The organism is Sorangium sp. KYC3313, assembly GCF_052075895.1.
Taxonomy (GTDB): Bacteria; Myxococcota_A; Polyangia; order Polyangiales; family Polyangiaceae; genus Sorangium; species Sorangium cellulosum_B.
The window spans coordinates 5,138,714-5,164,175 of the sequence record NZ_CP197255.1 but is presented as its reverse complement, the minus strand read 5'-3'; the positions used below and the strand labels follow the sequence as shown (position 1 = coordinate 5,164,175).

The window sequence follows — 25,462 nt, the reverse complement described above, 5'->3', positions numbered from 1 at the left end:
CACCGAGCGGGAACCACCCGAGTCACCGACCGGGAGCCACCCGAGTTCGCCCGCTCGAGCGCTCGAGCGCTCAAGGAACCCTCGCCGGCGCGCGCGCATCGGTCTAGAATGCCTCGATGGTGAGGATCTCAAAGTATTTCGACGTCAAGAGAGACGCCTCTGGCCGCGAGTACATGGAGGTGTACTTCGACGGAATCGCCCTCCTCAGGCTCGTCATGACCAACAAGGGGACGGCCTTCACGCCGGAAGAGCGCGTGAACCTCGGGCTCGACGGGCTGCTCCCGCCGCAGGTCAACACCATGGAACAGCAGCTCGCCCGCGTCTATGGCGGGTTTCGCCGCGAGCCGACGCCGATCGCCAAGTATCAGTATCTGCGGGCGCTCCAGGAGCGCAACGAGATCCTCTACTATGCGCTGCTCAATCGCCACCTCGGCGAGATGCTGCCCATCGTCTACACACCGACCGTGGGCGAGGCCGTGCAGCAGTTCAACTTCCTCTATCAGAGCGCGCGCGGCGTCTCGTTCTCTCCCGCGAACATCGATCGCGCCCAGCGCGTGCTCGCGAGCTTCCCGTGGGAGGACGTGCGCATGATCGTGGCGACCGACTCCTCCGCGATCCTCGGCATCGGCGACCAGGGTTACGGCGGGCTCGCCATCCCGATCGGCAAGCTCGCGCTCTACACCGCGGGCGGCGGCGTGAGCCCGTTCCACACGATGCCCGTGGTCCTCGACGTGGGGACCGACCGCGCCGATCTCATCGAGGACCCGTTCTACCTCGGCGTTCGCCAGCGCCGCCTGCGCGGCGACGCCTACTTCGACTTCTTCGACAGGTTCGTCGACGCCGTGAAGAGCAGCTGCCCCCGCGCCGTCATCCAGTGGGAGGACCTCTCCAAGGAGGCCGCCTTCTCCGTGCTGGATCGGTACCGGAAGGTGCTCCCCTCCTTCAACGACGACATCCAGGGGACAGGGGCAGTCACCCTCGCGGGCGTGGTCGCCGCGTGCAGGCTGCGCGGCGAGCGGCTCAGGGACCAATCGGTGGTCATCCACGGCGCGGGCGCGGGCGGCGTCGGCGTCGCCTGGGCCGTCTGCCAGGGGATGCTCCGCGAGGGGCTCACCGAGGACGAGGCGCTCGCCCGCATCTTCGTCCTCGACTCGAAGGGCCTCCTCGCGAAGGACCGCCCGATGGAGGAGTACAAGCGCAAGTTCGCGCAGGATCCGGGGAAGATCGCCGCATGGAAGAAGGCCGGGGCCGTGCCGACGCTGCTCGAGACCCTCGAGAACACGCGCGCGACCGTGCTCCTCGGGCTGTCCGGGCAGCCGCGCTCGTTCAGCGAGCCCGTGATCAAGGCGATGGCCGCCAGCACCCCGCGGCCGGTCATCTTCGCCCTCTCCAACCCGACGAGCGCCTGCGAGGCGCTCCCCGAGGAGATCCTCGCCCTGACCGAGGGCCGCGCGCTCGTCGCGACCGGCAGCCCGTTCCCGCCCGTGGAGGTCGACGGCAAGGCCATCCCCATCGGCCAGGGCAACAACGCCTTCATCTTCCCGGGGCTCGGGTTCGGCTCCATCCTGTCCGACGCGCGCGAGATCACGGACGGCATGGTGCTCGCGGCGGCGTATGCGCTCGTCGACTACACGGCGGAGAAGCACCTCGACAAGGGGCTCATCTACCCGCCCGTGGAGGAGCTCCAGGAGGTCTCCACGCGCGTCGCCGTCGCGGTCATCCGGGCGGCGTTCGAGGACGGCGTGGCGAGGAGCAAGAAGGTCGACCCCGGGAATGTCGAGGCCTATGTGAAGGCGCGGTTCTGGCAGCCGAAGTACCTGCCGTTCGTCCGCGGCTAGCGCCCGGCGCGGTGGGGCGCCCGCGGCGCGCGCCGCGCCCCACCTCAGCCGAGCTGGGACAGGAACTTCCGGAGCTGCTGCGCCTCCACCATCGTCATCACCGGGACGAGCCAGGCCTCGAGCGAGGTGGTGTCGCGAAACGCCTTTCGGCTCGAGTTGTGCGCGTCCCGGATGAGGCGCTCGACCTGGAGCCCCAGGATCGCGTTCGACACCGGCAGCAGGTAGGCCGTCCGGTGCACCGTGGCGTTCTGGACCCGCATCATCTCCAGGAACTTCTCCGCGCTCTCGGGCGCGAGCACGTCGACCTGGAGCAGCTCGATGCAGACGACAGCGCCGTGCCGGTTCTGGGTCACGACGCCCTGGATCCGGGCGATGCACGCGTCGACCTCGCCAGTCGGGAGCGGTGATGCGAGCCTCACCTCGATGAGACGACCGGCCCTGTTGTCAACGGAGTACATGAGGGGAATTCACCCTACCGTAGACGTCCAGACCAGAGCACGTCAATGAACGGCGGTTTCCTGCGGAGCGGCGCCGTGCGCGCGCACACGTCATCGACGGTTTTTGTCAGCACCCTCATCAAGCACCACAGAAAAAACCGTCTGTGACGGCGCTCACGCGTCGGACGAGAAGATCACCTTCCCGGCGCGCGCCTCTTCCTCGGAGGCGGCCTCCCGCTCGGCCTCGAGGGCCTTCGCCTCGGTCTCCAGATCGGGAAAGCGGTACCGGATCCCCTCGCCGGCCTCGAGGTCGACGTCGCCCCCGAGGGCGACCACCTCGCGGGTGATCTCCTCTGAGCGGGGCGGCTCCCCCGCCGCCTCCCGCCACGCCCGCTGGAGCACCGCCTCCGTGATCGGCTCCCGGCCCTGCCGCGCACCGACGCGACCAAGGATCGCCCGTAGCACGGCCCGCCGGCCGTTCTGCCGGGCGAGCCTCCGCTGCTTCAGCGGGCGCAGGAGCGCCCGGCCGAGCGGCAGCGCGAAGAGCGCCAGCGAGAAGACGAGCGGCACCACCCCGAGCGCGACCGCCGTCCCCGTGGCGGGCAGCTCCGCCATCGGGACGCCCCGCGCCAGGAGCCCGAGGTTGTCCAGCGTAAGGTGGGCCCCGAGCGCGTAGAGGCTCATCAGCAGGTTGAACCCGTTGAGCGCCACGATGAGCGCGTTCATCCCCGGCCCGTTCCCCGTCAGCGGAGGCAGCTCCTCGCGCTTCGCCCAGACCGGCGCGGGCGCCCGCGCCGGGGCCTCCGCCGCCGTCCGCCGGATCGCCTCGAACCGGTAGACGATGCCCCCCTCCTCCGACACATCGACCGTGCCGTCGTAGTCGAGCATCAGCCGCGCCATCCGCGGATCCGCCTCGTCGCGCGAGAGCCCCGTCACGCGCATCACGTCGGCCAGCCCGATCCGGCCCCGCTGCGCGCGGATCTCGGCCAGGATGAGCTTCTCGGCCTCGAGCGGATCGCGCGGCGCCGGCGTCGGGCCGAAGAAGAACCGGTTCACCTTCTCGTAGAAGGGCGTCTCGTCGCGTCGCTGCCCGAGCGCCCCGCGGTGGCGGCCATGCGACGAGGACCACGCCGGCTCGGCCGTCCACACGAACGGCGAGAACGGGTGGAACGTCCAGAAGATCGCGTCGAGGACCAGCCGAAAGAGGAAGTAGCCGGCGAACGATCCGGGGACGTCGTCGTGATTGCGCGAGTCGCTGCTCGAGCGGGCGAACAGCTGGGCGATCAGGATCCCGACGAAGATCGCGACGTACGCGATCAGCACGATCGCGATCCACGCCCGCACGACGAAGCGAGCCACGCCGGCGGCGGCCCGGAGGACGGCCTGGAGCGCGCGCGTGAGGCGCGTGCGGGTCTCCCACGGCTTGGTGAAGCCGTACGGGAAGCGGAAGAGCAGCTCGCCTTCGGACGTCGCCTTGAGGTGCCCGCGGTGCTCGCTGACCAGCAGGTGCAGGCCGCTCTCCGCGTCGCGCAGCGGCAGGCCGCTCTTCGCCGACGCGTCGGCGAGCGTCAGATCGCCCGTGTGCCCGCGCAGGGCGGACCTCAGGATGCCGGCGGCGCGGCGGGCCTCCATCAGCTTCGGAGATTTCAGCGTCAACGGTCGCTCGCCCCTGTTCCACGGCGGCGCAGCCGCGCCCGTCGGTACGGCAATGCCGCGCTCCTCCACGGGGGCAGAACCTCCCCCGTGCCGACCTTCATGGTGGCCCGCAGGGCTCCACGCAAAGGCCACGGCGCCTTTTTCGGGCGTCGACCCCGCCCGCGCTCGCAGCGGCGCCTCGCGTCAGCGGCCCCGAGCGCGGCGGTGCCTCGCGTCATCCGCCCGCGCTCGGGGCCGGAGGGGGGCGCGATCTCGGCGTGGCGTCGACCATCCGCACCTCCAGGCCGAGCGCGTCGCGCAGCATCCCCGCCTTCGCGACGACCGTCCACTCCTCGAGCGCCCGGTCCTCCGCGCCCTGCACCTCGATCACCAGCGTGTCGCCCTCGATGCGGCCGCTCACCTCCGCGACCTTGGCCCGGTGCTCGCGATCGAGCGCGTCGGCGATGCGGAGGATCGACGCCATGGACTTCACCTTGGCGCGCGCGTCGCGCGAGAGCGCGCGGAAGTTGTCGTGGTCCATGCTGGGCGGCGACTTCCTGTGGTAGCGCGCGATGTTCGCGACGATCGCGCGCTCCTCCGGGGTCAGGCCCATGAGATCGCTGTGGGCGATCACGTAATAGCTGTGCTTGTGGTGCCCCTCGTAGCGGACGAAGTCGCCGATGTCGTGGAGCAGGGCCGCCGCGCGCAGGAGGATCCGGTCGCGCTGGCCGAGGCGATGGCGCGGCGCGAGGTCGTCGAACAGCCGCTCGGCGAAGCGGGCCACGAGCGCGCCGTGCTTCTCGTCGAAGTGGTAGCGGCGGCCGAGCCGGACGCAGGCGTCGGTGACCGCGGCGGCCTCTCCGCGGAAGTCGGGGCCGAGGAAGTGGGCGTGGGCGAGATCGACGAGCACGCCCTCCTTGAGCCCGACCCCGGGAGCGACGATGACCCGCTGCGCGAACGCGCGGGCGACGCGGCCCAGGATCGTCGCCGCTGGGACGATGGTGTCGGCGCGGTCCGGGCGCAGGCCGTAGATCTGCGCGCGCTCCTCGGGCGTCTTCGACGCCATCTCGTCGAGCAGGCGGAACATCGCGGCCACGTCGATCGCCCGCCCCTCCGCGGACCCGGCCGGCGCAGGGCAGAGCTCCGCGAGCGTCTCGATGTTGCCGCCCGTGCCGACGAGCAGATCGATCCCCGAGCCCGACCCCTCGCCGAGCAGCTCCACGATCTCGCGCGTGGCCTCGACCATGACGCGATCGACGTACTCCTCGACGAGCCGCCGGTGCCCCGCGTCGACCGGGCGGCGATCCTCGAGGAAGGCCTCGACCATCCGCACCGTCCCCACGGGGAGCGAGCGCGAGAAGACGGCCTCGCGGCCGCGGAGCAGCGTGAGCTCGGTGGAGCCGCCGCCGATGTCGACGAGGAGCGCGGTCCGCTCGCCGAGCGCCACGCGCTCGCGGACGGCGAGCTGGACGAGGCGCGCCTCCTCGACCCCCTCGATGACCTCGACGTGGACGCCGGCCTCGCGCGCGGCGCGCTCGACGAAGAGGTCGCCGTTCTGGGCCTCGCGCGCGGCGCTCGTCGCCACGGCGCGGTAGCGGTCGACCTTGGCCGCATCCATCGCCGTGCGGAAGCGCCGGAGCGCCTCGCAGGCGGCGCCGATGACCCCGGATTCGAGCCGGCCCTTCGTGAACACGTCGTGCCCGAGACGCACCGACGCGCGATCCGAATGGACATCGCGGAACGGGTGGAAGCGCGGCGCGCCGGTCGCGGCCCCGGCGAGCGCCGGATCCCAGCCGGCCCCGAACGCCCCGAGCGCCGGGGGATCGACGTCGACGATGCGCAGCCGGATGGCGTTGGATCCGATGTCGATCGCAGCGAGCCGCGCCATGTCGGGAGAAGTAGCGAAGCTCCGGGCGGTTGGCTACTCTCATGCCGCTCATGTCGAGGAAGCTTCATCAAGGCTCGGGGGCTCCCCATCTCGGCCCCCTTCAGCATCGGCCTTCAGCGCGCGCGCTCGCGCCCGGGCAGGCTCGAGACGCGCGCCGTCTCCTCGGCGGCGCGCGCGCCGCGCTGGGGATCGCGGCCGCGGCGCTCGCGCTGGCGGGGTGCAGCGGCGGCGAGGCGCGCGCGCCGAACCCGATGCGCGCCCTCGACGAGCGCAGGGCGATCGAGGTGATCCGCCGGGCGATGGCGCACGAGGGCACGCAGCCGGCGCGCGGGCGCGAGGTCGAGCTGACCAGCGGGCAGAAGGTGCGCGTCGATGTCGGCGTGCAGAGCCGCTCGTACGGCGTCGTCTACGTGACCGAGGAGGACGCCCAGGCGCTCGGCGCCGCGATCCCGCCGCCGAACGGCCGGGACGAGAAGCTGCGCATCGTCCGCGGCGGGCCGGACGGGGCCATCCGCCTCGTGCTCCTCTATCAGCAGAACTACCTCTACGACGACCTCGTCGGCGAGTCGCACGAGCGCACGACGATCACCGCCGAGCGCGAGCTGACGCGCGACGTGCAGGACTTCATCACCTACGCGCGGACGCAGAAGTTCCAGTGAGCGCGCGCGAGGAGGGCGGGCCGGCGCGCCGCCGGGGGCACAGGAGAGAGCGAGACGCCGAGGAGCGCGCGCGACGCGCGCTCGGCGGCGGGGGGTTGCTCCTCGTCGCCGGGCTCGCGCTGGTCGGCGTCGGGCCGTCGGACGCGGGCATGGGGCTCACGGTGCTCGCGCTGCTGGTGCTCATCTACGGCATCCACAGCTTCGGCCGGCTGGGGACGGAGCGGGACGCACGGAGCGAGCAGGCGCGGGCTCCGTCGCGTTGAGGCTTGCGGAGCGGGGCGCGTTCGAGCAGCATCCGCCGCCATGCATCGCCCTACGCGCCAGCACCAGCACCTCACCCTCAAGGTCACCCAGAAGCAGGAGCGGAGCACCCAGAGCTCCCGGAAGCCCGGCCGCAAGCACAAGCGCTGGAGCAAGTTCCTCACCCAGTACGCGCCGCTCGTCGCTGGCGCCGAGACGGCCGCCTCCGCCGAGAGCTGAGCTCCCGCCGCCGGCCGAGGACGCCCTGGCGCCCGGCCTTCACGATTCCTTCACATACGCAATTTTTCAACACCATTGCATGCCGGCGCACGCCGCCTCCGCTTCCGACGAGGCGGCGGCGCCTCCGCCCGCGATGGCCGCTGTGCCGCCCGTGCCGTGACGGCGGCGCCTCCACCCGCGATGGCGGGTGTGCCGGCCGTGCCGCGAGCCGCTACGGCGGATGTGCCGCCGCTGTGCGACGCGGCCACCGCGCCGCGGCCTCCCCATAGTTCGTGGATTTCGTGATGGGGTCGCGCTCCTCTCGCCACGTAGCCAAGAGACCACCCCCTCTCGGCGTCTGATACGCGATCGCCAGGCGGCCTGTCACCCACTCCGCGCGAGACGGGCGCGCCGGCTCCGCGCGCATGGCGCGCGAAGGGCCCACTCCATCTCTCGCGCAAGGAAGGATCCATGCCCGCTCGTCCTCCGTCCAGCGCTGCCCGCGCGGCAGCGTCGCTTTTGTGCTCCCTCGTCGTCGGCGGCACATCCCTCCTCCCGGGGTGCCTGAGCCGCCCGATAGCCCATCAGGACACGCGCACGACTGGCACCGTCGTCGAGCGGCTCCCGCGGCACGTCGACAAGATCGATCTCCTCCTGACCATCGACAACTCATCGTCGATGAAGGACAAGCAGGACATCCTCGCGCTGGCCGTTCCCGACCTCGTGAGGCGCCTGGTCGACCCCCGGTGCATCGATCCGCTGAACTCCCTGGATTCGTCCCCGCCGCGGGAGGACGGCCGCTGCCCGAGCGGCAAGGAGCGCGAGTTCGAGCCCGTCGTCGACATCCACATCGGGATCATCAGCACGAGCCTCGGCAGCCATGGCGCGGACTCGTGCCCCGAGGAGACGCTCGCCTTCTTCAACAACGACAAGGGGCACCTCATCGCCCGGAGCGACAGGGACGACCGCAACGACGCAGACAACGACCCGCCGACCTACCAGAACCTGGGGTTCCTCGCCTGGGATCCGGAGCAGAAGCTCAGCCCCGCGGGCGAGTCGATCCTCGACGACGGCGCGGGGCGCGGCCTGGTCCCGACGCTGACGAACATGGTCCGAGGGGTGGCCGACAACGGCTGCGGCTTCGAGTCGCAGCTGGAGAGCTGGTACCGCTTCCTCGTGGACCCCGCGCCCTACGAGACCCTGGAGGTGGTGAACGGCAAGGCGGAGCGGCGCGGCGTGGACAGGAAGCTCCTGGATCAGCGCAAGGCGTTCCTGCGGCCGGACTCGCTCCTCGCGATCGTCATGCTGTCGGACGAGAACGACTGTTCCATCAAGGAGGGAGGGAACGCCTTCTGGGTCGCGAGGCAGAAGGACGACGACGGCGACGTTTTTCGGATGTTCGCGCCGCGCAGGGAGTGCGCGGAGAAGGGCCTGGACGACCCGTGCTGCAAGTCCTGCGGATCGCCCAGGGGCGAGTGCCCGCTGGACGAGGAGACCTGCGGCCCGGAGGGACAGCCCAAGACGCTCCTCCCGAACGAGGATCCGCACAACCTGCGCTGCTTCGACCAGAAGCGCCGGTTCGGCATCGATCTGCTCTACCCGATCGACCGCTACACGGACGCGCTCACGCAGGCGCGGATCCAGGATCACCAGGGCAATCTCGTCGACAACCCGATCTTCTCGGATCTCGACCCGGACGACGAGAACAGCGCGGTCCGTCCGCCGGAGTACGTGTTCTTCGCGGGCCTCGTGGGCGTCCCGTGGCAGGACATCGCGCGCCAGGACGACGCGGGTCAGCCCGATCTCCGGGAAGGCAGGGACCAGGGCGGCAACCGCGTCGGCGGCTTCAAGAGCGCCAAGGAGCTGAGCGCCCCGAACGCGGGCTTCGCGAGCACCTGGGACATCATCCTAGGAGATCCGAAGTCGCGCCGGAGCCCCGGCGATCCCCACATGATCGAGTCGCCGCTCCCCCGCGAGGGCGAGAACCCGATCACCGGGACGCGCATCGCCAGCCCGGGCTCGCCGGACGACGCCAACACCATCAACGGCCATGAATGGAACCCCAACCCGGGTTTCGGCGACCTCCAGTACGCTTGCACGTTCCCGTTGCGCGAGCCCGTGACGGGCGATGACTGCAAGAGCACTGAAGACCGAGACAGCCCCCTGTGCAAGGACAACCCCGACGGCACCGACAGCAACCTCCAGGTCAGCGCGAAGGCCTATCCGGGCCTGCGGCAGCTCGAGCTCATCCGGGACCTCGGGGAGCAGGGCATCGTCGGCTCCGTGTGCCCGGCGCAGCTCGAGTTCACGGAAGAGGACAGGCTCGACTTCGGCTATCGGCCGGCCATCGGCGCGATCGTCGATCGCCTGAAGACGAAGCTCGGCGGGCAGTGCCTGCCCCGCGCGCTCCAGCCGAACGAGAGCGGACAGGTCAGCTGCCTCGTCCTCGAGGCGCGGAGCACGGCCGAGGGGAAGTGCGGCTGCGACGGGCTCACCGCGCGGCGGGAGGTGCTCCACGAGAACCTCGCCGCAAAGCGGATGGTGCTCGAGGATCCGGTGGCGGCGGCGAACGGCTGGAACTGCGTCTGCGAGGTCGAGCAGCTGAGAACGCCGGACGAGCTCGCGGCGTGCCAGAACACGGTGCCTCCTGCGCCGGTCGAGGTCGGCGGCGAGAAGGTGCACGGGTGGTGTTATGTCGACCCGCGGCTCGGCTTCGGCCGAGACGAAGTCGTCGCCAAGTGCCCGTCCACAGAGCGCCGCCAGGTCCGGTTCACCGGCGACGGCGCAGCCCTGGACGGCGCGACGCAGTTCGTCATCTGCTCCGGCGACACCGCCAACCAGTAGCCGTGGATCTTTGCAATCAGCGTGAAGGGCCGCCTTCTCGGCGCAAAAGCCGATAGACTGCGATGCGTGGGCTCCACGGCACACCACGGCGCGGAGCGGCCTCCGTCGATTCCTCCTTCAGCCAGGTACAACCCCGAGCACGGCACGTTCGAGCTCGTGGAGACCGACGCCGACGGCCGTCGCTCGGGCGAGTGCCACGTCTACCGCGCGAGCGACGGCTCGTTGCTCTCGCGCTGCTGCTACGCGGGCGGGGTGAAGGACGGGCCGTTCACCTTGTTCCACCCGAACGGCCAACCCGCGCAGCGCGGGCGCTACCGGGGCGGCGAGCTCGACGGCGAGGTGGTGGTGTACGGCAGCGACGCCCCGACGGAGCTCAGGCTACGACCGTGCTGTGTGCCGCCCGGCGCCTGGGAGCTGCGAACGCGCTATCGGCAAGGGAGCATCGTGCGCCAGGTCTTTCACGACCGCGACGGGTACCCGATCTCCGCGGACGGCTCCCGCTGGCCCGACCAACCCGCCGGCCTCGCCGGAGAGGCCGACTACGACCACGGCTCGCAACGATGGCTGGTCCGCGAGGAGGACGGAGCCTCGGCCTCGCTCATCGACCGTTACTTCACCCGCGAGGGCAAGCCCTCTCAGGAGATCGAGATTCGCGCTGGCGCGCGTCATCGCGAGCTCCGGTACGACGCGCTGGGCCGCCCTTCCGAGGAGCGGCACTTCGATCCCCAGGGACGGTTCCACGGCCCGTTCGTCCGCTGGTTTCCCGATCCGGACACGAGCCCTTACCTCGACCGGCGCGTGCGCGAGGAGCGCGGCCAGTATGCGCACGGTCACCCGGTCGGAGCGTTCACGGGGCTCGACGCGGACGGGGCGCCGGTGGTGCGACGCGAGCTCGGCGCGGCCATCGACGAGGCGAGCCTCGGCGCGTCGCCCGCGCTCGCCGAAGACATCGCGGCGTGGGACGCCGAGCGCGTCTGGGCCCTCGCGCGAGAGCTCTTGCAGGACGGCCGCGCGCGCGAGGCCTGCTGCGCCGCGGCCCGCGCGGCGGCCCGCGGGGGCGAGCGAGAGAGGCTCGCCGAGTTCCTGCGCGGCGCGACGCTGCAGCCGAAACCCGAGGTCGTGGAGCAACGCGGGCGAGCGCTGCTCGACGCGTCCGACGCGACCGCGCTCGGCGTGCTGGACGAGCTCTTGCTCGGCGCCGAGCCGAGCGCGGCGTACCGCACGCTCGCCGCCGTCTTCCGGGGCTCGCGTCGCGTCGCGCTCTCGCTCGTCGAGGCGGCGCTGCTGCTCGTGCCCGAGCGCCGCTCGACCTGCATCACGCGCGCGCTCCTGCGGCTCGAGCTCGGCGACACGCGCGGGGTGCTCGAGGACGCCGACCGCGTCGAGGCCGAGGCCCCCGCCGTGGCCGAGCACCTCAGGACCTTCGTGCGGCTGCTGTACCCGGAGTTCGCCTTCTGGCCGGCGCGCCAGGCCATCGATCCGATGCCCGGCGACGCATCGGCCACGGTCGAGCTCGATCAGCCGCTCGAGCAGGTTCAGCAGAAGGTCCGGCTCTACGCCACCCGCCTGCTTCGCCTGCGCGAGGCCGTGCAGCGCGGCTTGCCGGGCACGGAGCCCTGTCCGTGGCTCCCGCCCGACCTGTCACACCTCTTGCCGGACGGGCCGGTGGAGCTCGCGCGGACAGCGGCGACCTTGACCGAGGAGACCGAGAATGGCGTCGAGACCGTCGAGCTCACCGTCGACGAGGCGCTCGACCCAGGAGCCCTGCCGGTCTCTCTCCTGATGCGGAGGGCCCGAGCCGAGTGGGCCGCCCTCTGCTGGCTTTGCTGGTCGGCCGGCCTCGACCGGGTCGCGTTGCCGGAGCGCATCGCGCGCCGGCCCGACTTCACGGCGGCGGTCAACATGTCGCTCACCCGCTGGTTCCGCGCGCGCGACCAGCTGCAGAGCGGCGGGCTCGTCAGCCGGGCGCGCGGCGTGCCAGGCTTCCTCTGGGAGGGGCACGAGATCGGCGAGCTCGACCCCTCGCTCGCGGGCATCGCGGCCGACGAGTACTTCGAGATGCGCTGCCTCTTCGTGTGGCTCATGTTCCGGGAGAACATCTCCCCGTTCCAGAGCGATATCCGCGCGGCGTGAGCGCCGAGTCAGGGCGGCTCCGGCTTGAGCGACGTCCGGATGCGGGACGGCGAGGAGCTCGACCTGATCGGGCTGCGCATCCGCGCGCTCAGTACGCCGGGACACACGCCGGAGAGCATCGGCTATGCCTTCCCTCCATGGCCTGCGGGGGGGCGGATCAGCCGGGTCGATCCGCTCCGATGTCCCGACGTCGACGTCGCGCAGATCGACGGATCCAACGGGCACGCGAGCGTCAACTCGACGAGATCTCGGAGCTACGGCGCCTCCAGGTCCTCGGTCGTGATCAGCAGCGCGCCGACCATCCCGGGCTCCACGCCGGCCCGGCCTGCCACCGCCTCGACGCATCCGGCCGCCCAGACTTGCTCACCGGCATGTATCCCTCTCTCGAACCGGGCCTGTTCGACCGGCACCGCACGCCCTCGCAACATCAGGTTGAGCTCCCACAAGCTCCACAAGGACGCTCGATCCGGCGGCTCAGGAAAGGCATCCACCCTGGCGCTGCCGTCGAAGACGAGCTCGAAGTGGCCGCTGGGGGGTGATTCCTCGAGATCGGAGCAGCCCGTCTCCACCTTCTTCAGCGATGTCCACGGGAGCAGCTCCGTACCGAACAGGCTATGTCGCTCGACGCCGCGCTCCGTCCCGAGGTCGTAGTCCTGGACGTCCGCAAGCACGGAAGGCACCCAGAGCGCCAGCAGAGAAGCGCCGGCGATCACCAGGTAACGCGCCAGGAGATAGCCATGCTGATGAAGGAACGTGGGAGGATCAGTCGCGCCAGCGATCTCGATTTCCCGGCGCAGCTGAGCGCGCGTGAGCCCGCCGGCGGCGCCCTCGGCGTCGATCGCGCTGATCAGGTTCCTGATGGCCGCGTACTCCGCGAACCGTCGGCTGAAGCGACGGTGGAGCCGCGACAGAAAGCCGCCGGCCAGCAAGAAAACGCCGAGACCGAGCATCGCCACGCTCCATCCATGATTGGAGGCGACGAAATAGGCCCGCTGGAGCCGCTGCGCCTCCAGCCGTCCGATGAACCACGACACCGCCGCGGCCGCGGCGACCGTGACGCCGAGCGTCAGCACGACCACCAGGACGACATAGCCCGCGTACCGAGCGCGCCAGTTCGGGAAAATCTGATCGCGGATGTACTGGACGACGTGCGGAGGGACTCCCAGGCGTTCCAGATCGCCAGCCCTCTCCGAGAAGTCCTCGCGCTGCGGCATCGCCGCGCGACGATAACACCATCCCAGACGGGGGTGAAGCCGCTCGGCGCTAGTTGCCTGCCGTGTGGGCGATCGCGAAGATGAGGTTGCGCTCGAGCCGGATCCCCTGCGGCGTGCGGAACGCCTCAAGCTCCTTCGCGAGCCGCTCTCGCACCTCGCGCTTCTCCTCGGGGCTCAGGTGCGAGAGGTGGTTGCCGAACGAGCTCGACCCGCTGTGCCTCAAGATCTCGTCGACGTCGGCGGCGTGGATCCCATGCTGAATCCGAGCTTGCCACCCGGCTTCAACACGCGCGCCGCCTCGGCGATGGCGCGCTCCTTCTGCGCTTCGTTCAACCAGTGAAGGACGCTGTTCAGGTACACGACGTCAAAGCGCTTCGAGGCGAAGGCGGAGAGGTCCTCGGCGCGGCCGACCGCGGTCGCGAGGTTCACGCGGGCCTTCTGCCGGGCGATGTCGACGAGCAGGGCCCGTGCCGACGCCCGGCGCCGCGCTGGCAGGGCCCGCGCGCCGGAGCGCCGCGCCGGCGCATCCGTCGGAGGTCGTCTGGACGCGAAGACGCAGCTTCGCCGTGCGTTGGGCTGACCTCGTACCTATCTTCTATGCTGCTGCCCCCAGGCCCCTGGAGCTTCGTTCGCAGCCTGGAGGATCGCCTGCCACGCCCCCAAGCACCGCTCCTGCTCCGCCACGAAATCGTGCGGATCGAAGTGTGACCATCTCCCTGTCTGCACCGCCAGCTCCCTCGACAACCACCTCCGATCCTCGATCGGAAGCGCAAGCATCGACAGCTCTTGAAGCGACACCGATGGTGCGTATTTCTGCCCGCGTCGCAACCGATGTTTCGGGTCAAAGCTCGCCCGGTGCTCCGACCAGTACGCCCGCCAGCGCGCAGGATCCGTCGACGGCACACCGAGCGTCTCCTTCGACCCGACCGGCGCGCGATCGCGCGGATCGCCCACCAGCTCTCCGAGCGGCCGACGTCCACGAAACGGCTCCGGATCCGGATCGATCACCATCACGTCCTGCAGCGCCGCCGCGTCGACCTCCATGTCCTCGACAAGGCCCGCGCCGAGCAGCCGATCGAGCGCGGCGCCGGCGGCAAGCGCGACGTCCTTCGCTGCGCACTCCAGCAGATCCAGCAGGCTCGGGATCGCCTCCACGAGCCCAGTCCACCCGACCGCCTCGACTGCCGAGGGTGTTGGAGAGCGCCGCATTCGCTCGAGCAGCCACCAGGCGTCCTCCTCGCCGGCGACCAGCGCCAGCCGCACCAGCGCCCGGTCCCCGAGCGCTCCCTGGGCCGCCCTGCGCGCGGCCTCGGCCGCTCGCCCGTGCGCCGCGATCAACATGGCATCGAGCCCCGTCGCCTGGACGTCGAGGTTTTCGTGTGCGAGCGCCCGCTCCAGCGCCCGGTCGAAGCGCGGATGTCTCACCGCGGCGAGCGCAGACAACCCGTACGCGAAGATGCGCGCGTCCTCCTCATCGCTCAGCGCTTCGAGCTCCGTGGGCGTGAGCCAGCCGCGGTATGCCAGCAGCTCCACGGCGATCGCCCGGCACCCGCGCTCGGACGACGCGGCCAAGGCCCTCAGGCTGCTGGGCAGGCACGGGCTCCGCGCGAGCTTCATGGCGGATACGAACGCCTCGGCGACGACCGGATCACCTGCGCCGAACCGGAAGAGCACCCGTTCGGCACAGGCGAGCGTGTCACGCCCCTCGATGCACCCTCCGATGATCGCGGCCGCAAAGACGCGCATCGGCTCGGCGGTCGGCGCATCCATCGCCAGCGGCTCGATGTGCGCGATCGCCGTCGGACCGAGCGCGGCCAGCGCGTCGATGGCAGCGACCATGCGTTGCTCCAGAGCTCGGCATGAACGCCAGTCGTCTCCAGGGAGCGGCGCCCGCTGGACTCCGAGCATCCCGATCTCCTCGAAGCACACCCGCGACCAGCGACGGACGAAATCCTCCTCCGAGACCGCGGCCGCCGGCGCGAACGCGAACCCGGGAGGAGCCGCTTCTCGAGCCGGGACCGGCTTGACCGGCCTCGGTGCTGGCCTGGCAGGACGAACGAGCGCCATCCTCCGCTCCGTCGCCAGGCGGCGCATCGCCTCGGCCATGGCCGCGAGCTCATCGAAGGTCCTCGGCTCCGCCGACGCGGGCTCGGGCTCTTCAGGCGCGGGCTCAGCCACCTTCGGCGCGCGGAACGACGGTACGAGCGAAGCCCGCCCGACGACGTGCAGCGGCGGGAGATCGACGCCCGCGCGAAGCACGGGAGCGCTCGATCCGGCGAGCGACGCGGTGGAGAGACGCTCCTCGGCGGCGACGAGCGCTGCGCAGGCGTCCCGGAGCGAAGCGAGCATCCGAGGCAGGCCCGCCTGCGCCAGGAGAACAGCCGCCGCCCATACATGCCCGTGCGCGCGCCCCACGGCCGTCCCACGATCAGCACGGCCATCGAACGCATCGTACAGCGCGCCAAGGCCGCTCTCGAGCTTGCGCGCTGCAGGCGCAAGGTGGGCGCTCGGCTCACGCTGTCCTTCGATGAAGCGCGCGACCGCGTGAATCAGCGAATGCGCGCGCTCCCAATGCATGACCCAGGGCGCGTCGGCGTCGCAGGCGGCGAGGTCGTCGGACATGCGCGCCGCCTTACCTGAACCCTTCCCTGCGCACGTTCCCTGCGGGAGCGGCGCGCCTGCCGCGGATCGACATGGTTCAAAGCCCTCCCTTGTTCAAGAATCCTGGGCTGCCGGTGGTGCCCACCATCCCGAGCTCCACGAACACGACCGGCGCCCCCATCACGATGAACGACGGACCGCCCGTGTTGAGGCTGACCACCTCCTTCATCGTCCCTGGCTCGTTGCCGTGACATGCTTTGAAGCTCGATCCCACCGTCAGGATCTTCGCGCCGCCCATCTTCGTTCGTACCGGCGCGTTCTTGATGCCCTCGGCCGAGCTCGCGAACACCGGATAGGGCACCGGGATCGGGCTCGGTGCGGCCGGCGTCGTGCACACGCTGACCGCCAGCGGGACCATCTGGTGCCCTGACCTGGCCGTGATGCAATCCATCATGCAAGCTGTGATGCTCATGCTCACCCCTCTCCGTCCGATGTTCGCGCTGCGCTCGCGAGCACCACCGCGGCCCGCGCCCCGCCGTCGTTCCCGGCAGCCGCGATGGCCACCGGCGACGGCGCAACCCCGTGCTCCCACGCCGTCGCCGCGATCGCGACGAACAGCGGCATCGCCGCGGCACCCAGATAACCGATCCGCTGCGCTGGAGACTCGATGACATACGGGCGGCCGAGCACATCCTGCAGCCTGACGAACGCCGCCTGCCACTCGCGGAGCCGCCGCATCTCGCCCGTGAGATCGGTCAACATCCACCCCGCTGTCTGCCCAGCCCGCGCCAGCGGCTCGGCCGCCTGCCGCGTCGCGCTGGTCAGTCCGAACGCCTCGTAGGCGGGCGCGTCGTCGTGGGGCCCAGCGCGCTCGTGCCCGGTGCCCACGCCGACCACGCGCGCGACGGTGCGGAGACCCCGCCGCCCCGCGTCCGCGTCGCGCATCAGCGCGAAGAACGCCGCCCCCTCCCCCGGAATGCGCGCGTCCAGGTTGTCGGGAGAAAAGAGCCGCCCGCTCTCCTCGAGCGCCGCAATCGCACGCGGGTCGTAATCGCTGTGGACGCCGCCCAGGATCACCGCGTCGACCTGCATCGACGAGAGCGCGTTCAGCGCCTCGAGCAGGAGCGGCCCCAGCGCCGCCTCGCCGCCTGCGACGATCTCCACCGCCGCCGGCGTCGAACGCTTCACCGCCGCCGCGAGGAGCTTCGTCGCCGCAGGCGCGTCCGGAACTCCTTCGTCCAGCGCGAGCTGGACCAGGATCTTGCCGTCGCCGATCCGCGAGACGGCCTCTTCGAACGCGGGCGCCGCGAGCAGGACGAGCCGCTCCGGCCCCACGATGCGCGGATCGATCGCCGGCACGAATCCCATCGTGATCGCCTCGCCGGCCGAGTTCGCGAGCGGCGCCTCTGCGACGGCCGGGAAGCCCGCGCGCAGCAAGAACCCCGTCTGTCGGGCGTTCAGCCCGATCGGCGTGCGTGCCCCGACCTCGACGACCCCGACTGCGCTCACCCGGCCTCCGTCTCGGTCACGACGATCTCGACGTCCTTCATGCGCCGCGGCGCCTGGAACGACGCGCGCCACACGAGCTCGACAACCACGCCTGGAGGAGCGAGCGCGTCGATCAGAACTGTATCGAGTTCAGGTAAGAGGATCTCAGGCGCGCGCCCCCTGACCCTCATGGCGACCGTCACGGCGGTCCTGGGCAGTCGAAATACCATCGTTCCCTGATCCGGCGTGAGGTTGAGCAGGACCACCTCTTCTCCACCGCGCACCGCCGGCGTCGCGACGAGCCCCGGTGAGGCACACGAACTGGCGCGATCGTCGTGGTCCAGGGGCAAGAGAGGCGCGCGCTGCCTTTGCCAGGCAACATCATAGGTCCCAAGATAACGCCGCCGTGGCTCCCAGTGGCGGCCGATCGCGCCGAGCCCTGCAGGCGCCGGGCGCGTGCTCACCGAGCGGATGAGATCCGCCGGGTCCTCGATGAAGGGCGCGGGCTTGTGCGTGAGCGCTTCCGGGTCGCGCGCGATCCCCATCCCCACCGGATTCCTGGGCTCCTCGACAGGGTGCGACGGATCGCTCCGATCGAGCCCGCCCCACGCGTGGTCGTACCGCACCTCGATGCCGGTCGTAGGGCGCGGCTTCGACAGCCCGGCGCCGTTCGCCTCCCAGACACGTAATCCGAAGATCCGGACGACCTTCTCCAGGCTGCCGAGCCGCACGCCGGCGTCGAAGAAGGGAACGGCCCGTCCGCCGGGCGCGTGCGCCGCCGCCACCACGATCACGTCCGTGCCCGGCTTGGCGACGCAGAGATCCGAAGGATACTTGATGCTGCTCTTCTCCGGATCACCCCACGGCACGTCGGCGCTGCGGATCCGGCGCTGCTCCGCGCTGTCCGAGATCTCGAGCTCGCTCTGCCCCTCGACCGAGACGAACGTCGCCTTCACCACGACGACGAGGCGCTCGCCCTCCTTGCCGACGAGCAGGAACGGCGCGGCGACGAAATCGGTCCTGTTGTCCATGCGCGGCGGATCCATGGCTGCCTCACAGCAACGATACGTTGCGCTTCAACCTGACGTTCGGCGCCGTGATCGTGACGAGCCCGGCCTTGATCGTCACCCCTCCGCCGTCGATGACCACCTCGCTCGATCCGCACTTGAACACGATGGCGCCCGCGGCGTCCACCTTGTGAAACGCCCCGATGAACATGCCCTTACCGCCCGCCATCACGGAATGCGAGCCGCCGATCTTGTCGACCACGGCGCCGCCCACCATCGTCGTGCGACTACCGCCGACCGTCTCGGCCTCCGGCGCGCCGCTCACGACGACAAGGCCGGCCGCTTGCTCCGTCTTGTCGGCCAGGCACGTCTCGGCCCGCGTACCGGCGACGAGCTCGATCCGCGCAGCGCCGATCCGCTGCGACCGCGCTCCCCCGACCGTCGTGTGAATGCCGGCTGCCGCGATCGTGGCCTTCATGCCCCCGACGGTCTCGTCGTGCGTCGAGGCGCACACGTTCACAGAGTGCCCCGGTCCGGTGGCGCTGTCCGACGCCGAGCTGCCCGCCGATACGCCCTCTTTCGTCGCCCCGGGGGCGCCCGAGGGGCCAGCACCGCCGTCCGCGCCAAGGCCCGACGCATGGCCGGGGCGCGCCGGGCCGGCATTCATCGCCCCTCCGAGCAGCGCGTCGAACCAGCCGGATCCATCGCCCGAGGCCGCTGGCCCGCCGGCGGCTGCCCCGAGGGACGCGCCGAACGCGGCCGGCGAGGGCAGGCTGGCCACCGCGTCGAGCGCCTTCGTCGTGGCGCCCATGTCCCCGACGTTCATGGCGTCCATGGCAGCTCCCAGCTCCCCGAGCTGGGTCTCCAGCGCGTGGACTGGCACCATCATCTGGTTGACCTTCGCCACCGCCGCCCGGTCGAGCGCCTCCAGCGCGCGGCGCGCCTCCGCCGTCGCGGCCTCTGTCGGCGCGCTCGCGGCGAGCGACAGGAGCGCGCTCGCCGGATTGCCGATCATCTCCTTCTGCGTGCCGCCCACCACCGTCGCGCTCTCCCCCTTGGCGGTGAGCCCATAGACGGCGTTCACTTGCACCGATCGATTGCCGCCCACGCTCGTGGTCTGCGCGCCGTCGACGGTGGCCAGGTAGCCGTTGGTCACCTGGATCTTCTGATCCGCGCCCACGGAGAGCTGCGCGTCGACCTTGACGCTCTTCGACTCGTTGACGCCGGTGGAGCGCGTCTTGTTGTTCGCCGTCGCGAGCGTCGTGTTCCGCTGGGACCTGATGCTGATCTCCTCGTGTCCAGCCTTGTCCTCGAGGCGGATCTCGTTCGCGCCCGAGCCACCCGGCGACGAGCTCGTCCGCAGCGCGCTGCGCGACTTTCCATCAGGCAGCGCGTAGGGGGGCCTGAATCGGCCGTTGAAGACGCGCCCCGTCACGACGGGTCTGTCGGGGTTTCCTTCCAGAAACCCGACGATGACCTCCCACCCCACCCGTGGCAGGAGGATCGCCCCGCTCGCCTGCGGCTGCGCCACGCGGATCCAGCACGACGCCGTATCATCGCTCTCGCCGTGGCGATCCCAGTGAAGCTTGACCTTGCACCGGCCGTGCGCGTCCGTATGGATGTCCTCGGCAGGCGCGCCTTTCGGCGCGACGACCACCGCCGTCTGCGGGCCCTCGATGATCGGCGCCGGCGTCCGCTGCGGGCTACGGTAACGGACGGCCCTCGGAACGGTCGTGGCGCGGACGACGTACGTCCCGTCGTGCAGCTCGTGCACAGCAGCGGTGATGAAATGGTCGCCGTCGAGCTCATCGGGGGCGTCGACGAGCGTGAACCAGCGGCCCGCGCTGAGCCGCGCGCAGCCGGAATCCAGCGTGAGGCACGCGCGCTCGGCCTGCAGCGCTTCCAGCCGAACCCGGGCGAGCCGCTCTCCCTCGCGTCGCTCGGTGTACCGCCCCGGAACATCGTACACCTCGAGATCCGCGTCCGTCTCCGCCGCCGCGGTCACCGTCTGGTCGATCTCCGGCGCCTCGAAGTCGTAGTCACGCAGGACCACCTTGCCAGTCGCCGTGCGGCATCGCCGCACGAGGACGCAGATCGCGTCCTCGACGCCGTCGAGCCCAGCGCCGAAGCGGTAGGGGACCTCCTTGTTCCCGTCGATGGGGTCGCTCGCGGTGCTGTCGTCCTCGAAGACGACGATCTCGCCAGCGTCGCCGGCTTCGGCGTGAAAGGTGATGCCCTCCTCCTCGAGAAGCCGCGAGACGAACGCCAGCGAGCTCTCGTTGTACTGCACGCAGTACGTGCGCTTCGGATAGCTGCTCACGAGGCGCCATGACTGGCGCTGGTCGTCGATACCAGCCCCTCGCAGCACCGCCGAGACGATCTCCTTCACGTCCTGGTCCTGATAGATGCGGCAGTCCACCTCGCGCTCGAGCAGCCCCATCCACGAGGTGAGGTGGATCCGGTACGAGGTGCTCCGAACGCCGTCGTTCGTCGGCGTCGCGGCGATCTCGACGTCGGTCACTACCCCGTGCATCTCGTGCTCCGGGCCTCCCCGGCCGAAGGCGAGGTACGCGGGGCTGCCGAGCAGCTCGTCCGGATCGACGTAGATCGCGGAGCGAAGCTCGACCTCCGCCGTGGTGACGAGGCCGAGCCGGCGCTCGACCCGGAATCCGATGATGTCGCGCGACTCGATCGCCTGGGCCCGGAAGAGCGTGAGCAGCGTCCGCGGTGCCATGCTCAGTTCTCCTTGATGATGCCCAGCTCGTCGCAGTCGCCGTCGAACGTGATCGCGACACCGGCGAGCGACACCGACGCTGGGGTGAGGGTGATCGTGGACGCTCCCATGACGACGCTGAGCGAGGTCTGGGCCTCGAACACGACGTTCGCCGCCTTGACGATCTGCGCGCCCCCCGCGACTTCGAGGAAATCCGCCTCGCTCACGTCCTGACGATCCCCGGCGACGACGTTCAGGATCGCGCCGGCGGCCTTCTGGCTCAAGCTGGTCCCGATCTCGACGGCGCGGCCGCCGCCGGCGAGGATCACCTTCGCCGCTCCCGCGGCCTCGGTCCGGCTCCCCTTCACCGTCACGGTCCGGTCCGAGGCGGTCATCTCGATCAGCGCCGCGCCGACCGTGTCCTCCATCGTGGCCATGGTCGCCTCGTCGACCGAGCCAGCCGCGAGATCGACCTGCGCCCCGCCGATGGCCAGCGTCGAGCTCCCCGTGACGGTGCGCTTGTGATCCCCGCCCGCCTTGACGTCGCGGCTGCCACCGACGGTGAGCGAATGGCTGCCGACGTCGTCCACCATGAACGTCGAGGCGCGCACCCGCTGATCACCGCCGATCGCGAGATCCTGGTTCGCTCCGACAGCGGCGGACATGCTGTCGGTCACCGCCAGCAAATGATTGGCGTCGATGGAACGCGACTCGCTGTTCCCGACGCTCTCCATCACATGGTTTCCCGCGCGGATAGAGCCGTCCCGGGACGCGTTCATGAACATCTCCTCGGCGCCCGCCCGGTCGTCCATGCGGATCTCGTTCGCCGACCCGCCGCCCGGGGTGGTGGCGGTCTGCAGGGCCGTCCGGGTCTTGTGCGCCGGCAGCGGATACGGTGGCGGAGACGCGGCGTTGTACAACCGCCCTCCAACGAGCGGCTGATCAGGGTCGCCGTCGATGAAATCGAGGCACACCTCCCAGCCCACGCGCGGGGTCAGCATGCCGCCGCCGAGCGGGAGCTGGCTCGTCCGGATCCACGCGCTCGATGAATCATCGGCCTTGCCACGCCGATCCCACGGCAGCAAGACCTTCACGCGACCGTGCCGATCGGGGTGGATCTCCGTGCCCGGCGGTCCCGTCGTGACGGCCGACTGCGCGCCAAGAACCCTGGCCGCCCGCGGGGCTCGCGGGGGGCGATACGTGCTCTTCGACGTGGGGATTGCGCGGAACGCGATGCGCCCCCCGCGCCGACCTGCGTCTGCGTGCGCATGGGTCTTCGGGCGCGCCTCCAGGGCGATGTCGACCTCGACGAGCAGGTACTCCTGATTGAGTGGCTCGTAGGGATGGTCCGCCAGCGAGAACCTGCGCCCGGGGCGCACCCGAAGGGTGTTCGTCGTGCCGCTCGCGAGGGCGCGCCGGGCGCGGAGCGACTCCAGGAGCACCCTGGCGCGATGATCGCCCACGGCCGGTTCGGTGAAGCGGCCAGGGTGCACGTACACTTCCAGCGCTCTCTCCTGGTCGTCGTCCCCCTGGGCCGTGGCGTCCAGCTTGACCCTGGGTCTCTCGAAATCATGGTCTCGGAGGTGCACGCGCCCCGGTGCGATCGTCCTGTCGCAGGAGATGGTGGTTATCGCATCGAGCGTCGTGTCGAGCCCATCTGTCGGACGGAACACCAGCTGATTCCTTCCATCGATGTCCTCGGATTCTGTGTCGACGAAGGTGACCGTGTCGGCCCCGGAGCTCGAATCGACGAGGAAGGAGATCCCGTCTTCCGCGAGCAGTCGCCTTACGAAGTCGAGATCCGTCTCACGGTACTGCGCCGTCGTCCGTCGCTCCGGGTAGCTCTGCGTGAGCTGCCAGCGCTGCGCCGACGCGGGGATGCCGGCGCCCGCGAGGACCTCCTTCACGATGTCGGGAGCCGACATGTGCTGGAAGATCCGGCAGTCGGCGCGCTGGGTGAGCCGGAAGAGCCTGGGACGCGCGACGAGCCGCGTCGCAGTCTCCTCCGTGCCCTGCGGCGTGGCGCGCTCTGCCTCGACGACATAGCCGGCCAGCTTGCGCTCCTCCCGGCCCTCGCGGCGCGACAGCGTGAGCAGGAGCGGCTTCCCCAGCAAGGTGGCCGGGTCCGGCCCCCCGGCACGGTCGGTGATCTCGCACCGGAGCGAGCCAACGTCATCGAGCGCCTCGTGCGCTTCGAGCCAGAGGAGGGGGAACCGGACGCCGTCTATCGTGAGCTCGTGCTCGATGTCGATGGAGTCTGCCACGCTGTCCGTCCCTCACCCGATCTTGAGGCTCGCCGCCTGCCGGACGATGAGCGCCGCGTTGATGGCTATCTTCGCGCCCTGGAGCGTCATCGGGCCCCCGTCGAGCTGGATCGCGCTCCCGCCACCGTGGAACCTCCCCACGCCACCCGCGAGGACGATCTGCGGCGCCTCGACGACGTAATCGCCGCCCGCGTCGCGCAGGTGGAGCCCCCCAATCAGCTGCTTCACCGCGCCGGCCTGCGTGGAGAGCGCGCCCACGCTGTGGATCTCTCCCGCGGACGACGTCTGATCCTTGCTCGTCGCGACGCTCTCGACGCTCGTGCCAGCGACGAGCTGCGCGATGAGCGCCCCTGCCGTCTCATCGTAAGTCGAGAGCATGTTGTCATCGATCGAGGCGAGCGAAACGCTGGTCTGGACCGAACCGACGTCGCGCGAGAAGGCGCCGGTGATCTGCTGGCGGACGCCGCACGAGATGGTGATGTGGTCCCCGCCCACAGCGTAGTCGCGCGCCCCGCCGACCTTCTCGACGAGATCAGCGCTCGCCTGGACCTTGTCGTCGCCGCTCACGGAGATCGCCTGCGCGCCGGCCACCTTGATCTGGAGCGCGTTGCCGACGTCGATCGACTGGTTCGCGCCCACCGTGGTCGACTCGTTCGCGCCGATGGAGACCGCGTAGTTGCTCCCGACGCTGTGCTCCTCGTCGCCGCCCACGGTCTCGTCCTTGTCGTGGCCGGTGGTGATGGCGAGGTCCTTCTTGGCGGAGATGGAGAGCCCCTGGCTCCCGGCCGTGTCGCTCATCGTGATCTCGTTGTGCCCGGCGCCGCCTGGCGTGGACATGCTCTTCAGCGCGCTCCTGGCGGCCGCGCCGGGCAGGGCGTAGGGCGGCGCGTCCTCCGCGTTGAACGTGCGCCCGAGCACGAGGGGGCGATCCGGGTCGCCGTCGAGAAAGCCGACCGAGACCTCCCAGCCGACGCGGGGCAGGATCATCGAGCCGCCGAGGCCGAGCTGCGATGCGCGCAGCCAGGCGCTCGACGTATCGTCCTGCTTTCCCGAACGATCCCACAGGAAGCGCACCTTGACGCGGCCGTACGTGTCGACGTGGACGGCCTGGGGCTCGCTCGACGGTCCGGTGACGATCGCTGTCTGGACGCCGCCGACTCGCGGCTTCTTCGTGCGGCGAGCCGGGGCGAACGGCGCGTCCTTCGGAATGGCGGCGAACTCGTTCTCGCACGCCTCTCTGCCCAGCCGGCCTCGCGATCGCAGCTCGGTGACGACGAACTCTCCCTCCAGGAACGGCTCCGCCGCCCCGTCGATCGCCATCGGCGTACCGCACAGGAGCCCCGCCGCGTGGGTCTTGCCGCGGCAGACGTCCACGTCGCCCCGGAGGGAGCTCAGCCGCCGCGCCGCCTTCCGTGCGCCTTCGGCGCCCGTGGTGAACCCGCCGGGGTACTCGAAGTGGTGAATGGCGCGGTTGCCGGGCGCCGCTGCCGAGGCAGCGGGGAAGACGTCAGGCTTCTCGAAATCGTAGTCGCGCAGCGTGAGCCCCGTGGTCCTCAGGGACTTTCTCCGGCGCAGATCGAGCACCGGCCGGGCGTGCGCGCGCGCGCCCTGCCGGACGGAGAGCAGCACCTCGGGCGTCCCGTCCTGCGGCGCGAAGGCCGCCGGATCGTCCCCCAGGACGAGCCTGTGCCCGTCCGGGCCGTGGAGGAAGAAGTAGAATACCCCCTCCTCTTCGAGGAGCCTGTGAACGAAGTCCAGCTCTGTCTCGCGGTACTGGCACAGGAACTCACGCGGCGCGTAGCTCTGCCGGAGTCGCCATTCGACACCGCTGTCGACGCCGGCGTCGGCGAGGACGGTCTTGACGACATCGATCGGGCTCCTGTCCTGGAAGATGCGCGAGCCCTCGCGGTGCTCGAGCGCGGCGAGAGCCGGCCGGAGCCGGAGGTGAAAGCAGTACTCGCCAGCCTGGACCTGGAGGAAGCCGACCCGGTCCGGCAGGCCGTCGTAATGCCGGACGCCCCCGTGGCCATCATCGACCTCGAGCAGCATCCTGCGCTGGAGGCACCCATCGACACGAAACGACGGGTCGCTGGTCGAGATCTCGACGCGGACGGCGTAAGGCAGCGAGATCGCCTCATGCGCTTCGTAGCAGAGGACCCGGACGTCGCTGGGCAGACCGCCGCCCTTGAGAATGATGTGGCCGAGCGTCCCCTCCATCAAACGCGCCCTCCAGCTCCCGGAACCCTCATGTGTATCCTGACTCGCCGCCCCTGGCAACGCAC

19 protein-coding genes are annotated in these 25,462 nt (G+C 70.6%); 6 read left to right on the top strand and 13 right to left on the bottom strand.

The window, feature by feature from the left end; all coding sequences use genetic code 11:
• The first annotated feature begins 119 nt into the window (after positions 1 to 119).
• Positions 120 to 1,838 carry an NAD-dependent malic enzyme gene (locus tag ACSRUE_RS20245; protein ID WP_441293108.1) on the top strand — a complete coding sequence of 573 codons (1,719 nt, stop codon included), beginning with the start codon at positions 120 to 122 and terminating at the stop codon, positions 1,836 to 1,838.
• 44 nt (positions 1,839 to 1,882) lie between these two features.
• Here ACSRUE_RS20245 and ACSRUE_RS20240 read toward each other — a convergent pair whose 3' ends face one another.
• The 3 genes from ACSRUE_RS20240 to ACSRUE_RS20230 all read right to left on the bottom strand — a co-directional run bounded on the left by ACSRUE_RS20240 (position 1,883) and on the right by ACSRUE_RS20230 (position 5,798).
• On the bottom strand, positions 1,883 to 2,296 hold the full coding sequence (locus tag ACSRUE_RS20240) for a hypothetical protein (RefSeq protein ID WP_437293542.1): 414 nt from the start codon (positions 2,294 to 2,296) through the stop codon (positions 1,883 to 1,885).
• Positions 2,297 to 2,449: 153 nt separating this feature from the next.
• Positions 2,450 to 3,931, bottom strand: coding sequence for a hypothetical protein (locus ACSRUE_RS20235; protein ID WP_441292411.1), 1,482 nt, complete (start codon positions 3,929 to 3,931; stop codon positions 2,450 to 2,452).
• A gap of 214 nt (positions 3,932 to 4,145) precedes the next feature.
• Positions 4,146 to 5,798 carry a Ppx/GppA phosphatase family protein gene (locus ACSRUE_RS20230; RefSeq protein ID WP_441292410.1) on the bottom strand — a complete coding sequence of 551 codons (1,653 nt, stop codon included), beginning with the start codon at positions 5,796 to 5,798 and terminating at the stop codon, positions 4,146 to 4,148.
• A 50-nt stretch (positions 5,799 to 5,848) separates the two neighbouring features.
• Between ACSRUE_RS20230 and ACSRUE_RS20225 the strand changes: the two genes are divergently transcribed.
• From ACSRUE_RS20225 to ACSRUE_RS20205, 5 genes are all read left to right on the top strand, one after another.
• Positions 5,849 to 6,457 carry a hypothetical protein gene (locus ACSRUE_RS20225; RefSeq protein WP_441292409.1) on the top strand — a complete coding sequence of 203 codons (609 nt, stop codon included), beginning with the start codon at positions 5,849 to 5,851 and terminating at the stop codon, positions 6,455 to 6,457.
• A complete protein-coding gene (locus ACSRUE_RS20220; RefSeq protein ID WP_441292408.1) occupies positions 6,454 to 6,720 on the top strand; it encodes a hypothetical protein in 267 nt (88 codons plus the stop codon). Before ACSRUE_RS20225 ends, ACSRUE_RS20220 begins: the two co-directional genes overlap by 4 nt.
• A 40-nt stretch (positions 6,721 to 6,760) precedes the next feature.
• Entirely contained in the window at positions 6,761 to 6,937 is a 177-nt protein-coding gene (locus ACSRUE_RS20215) for a hypothetical protein (protein WP_441292407.1), read from the top strand.
• Between the two features lie 450 nt (positions 6,938 to 7,387).
• A complete protein-coding gene (locus ACSRUE_RS20210) occupies positions 7,388 to 9,760 on the top strand; it encodes a hypothetical protein (RefSeq protein WP_441292406.1) in 2,373 nt (790 codons plus the stop codon).
• A gap of 66 nt (positions 9,761 to 9,826) precedes the next feature.
• A complete protein-coding gene (locus ACSRUE_RS20205; protein ID WP_441292405.1) occupies positions 9,827 to 11,893 on the top strand; it encodes a toxin-antitoxin system YwqK family antitoxin in 2,067 nt (688 codons plus the stop codon).
• A gap of 254 nt (positions 11,894 to 12,147) precedes the next feature.
• Here ACSRUE_RS20205 and ACSRUE_RS20200 read toward each other — a convergent pair whose 3' ends face one another.
• From ACSRUE_RS20200 to ACSRUE_RS20155, 10 genes are all read right to left on the bottom strand, one after another.
• Complete coding sequence (locus ACSRUE_RS20200) at positions 12,148 to 13,107, bottom strand: hypothetical protein (RefSeq protein ID WP_441292404.1); 960 nt, start codon at positions 13,105 to 13,107, stop codon at positions 12,148 to 12,150.
• Positions 13,108 to 13,156: 49 nt separating this feature from the next.
• Positions 13,157 to 13,330 carry a hypothetical protein gene (locus ACSRUE_RS20195; RefSeq protein WP_441292403.1) on the bottom strand — a complete coding sequence of 58 codons (174 nt, stop codon included), beginning with the start codon at positions 13,328 to 13,330 and terminating at the stop codon, positions 13,157 to 13,159.
• Positions 13,327 to 13,536 (bottom strand): class I SAM-dependent methyltransferase, encoded by a 210-nt coding sequence (locus ACSRUE_RS20190; protein ID WP_441292402.1) that lies wholly within the window; start codon positions 13,534 to 13,536, stop codon positions 13,327 to 13,329. The genes ACSRUE_RS20195 and ACSRUE_RS20190 overlap by 4 nt, the downstream gene beginning before the upstream one ends.
• A 159-nt stretch (positions 13,537 to 13,695) precedes the next feature.
• Complete coding sequence (locus ACSRUE_RS20185) at positions 13,696 to 15,729, bottom strand: hypothetical protein (protein ID WP_441292401.1); 2,034 nt, start codon at positions 15,727 to 15,729, stop codon at positions 13,696 to 13,698.
• 76 nt (positions 15,730 to 15,805) lie between these two features.
• Complete coding sequence (locus ACSRUE_RS20180; protein WP_437765826.1) at positions 15,806 to 16,180, bottom strand: PAAR-like domain-containing protein; 375 nt, start codon at positions 16,178 to 16,180, stop codon at positions 15,806 to 15,808.
• Between the two features lie 2 nt (positions 16,181 to 16,182).
• Entirely contained in the window at positions 16,183 to 17,217 is a 1,035-nt protein-coding gene (locus ACSRUE_RS20175; RefSeq protein ID WP_441292400.1) for a beta-ketoacyl synthase N-terminal-like domain-containing protein, read from the bottom strand.
• Positions 17,214 to 18,227 carry a DUF2169 family type VI secretion system accessory protein gene (locus ACSRUE_RS20170; protein ID WP_441292399.1) on the bottom strand — a complete coding sequence of 338 codons (1,014 nt, stop codon included), beginning with the start codon at positions 18,225 to 18,227 and terminating at the stop codon, positions 17,214 to 17,216. Before ACSRUE_RS20170 ends, ACSRUE_RS20175 begins: the two co-directional genes overlap by 4 nt.
• Positions 18,228 to 18,249: 22 nt before the next feature.
• Positions 18,250 to 20,937 carry a type VI secretion system Vgr family protein gene (locus ACSRUE_RS20165; protein ID WP_441292398.1) on the bottom strand — a complete coding sequence of 896 codons (2,688 nt, stop codon included), beginning with the start codon at positions 20,935 to 20,937 and terminating at the stop codon, positions 18,250 to 18,252.
• Between the two features lie 2 nt (positions 20,938 to 20,939).
• A complete protein-coding gene (locus tag ACSRUE_RS20160; RefSeq protein ID WP_441292397.1) occupies positions 20,940 to 23,180 on the bottom strand; it encodes a type VI secretion system Vgr family protein in 2,241 nt (746 codons plus the stop codon).
• A 12-nt stretch (positions 23,181 to 23,192) separates the two neighbouring features.
• A complete protein-coding gene (locus tag ACSRUE_RS20155; RefSeq protein WP_441292396.1) occupies positions 23,193 to 25,397 on the bottom strand; it encodes a type VI secretion system Vgr family protein in 2,205 nt (734 codons plus the stop codon).
• Between the last annotated feature and the right edge of the window lie 65 nt (positions 25,398 to 25,462).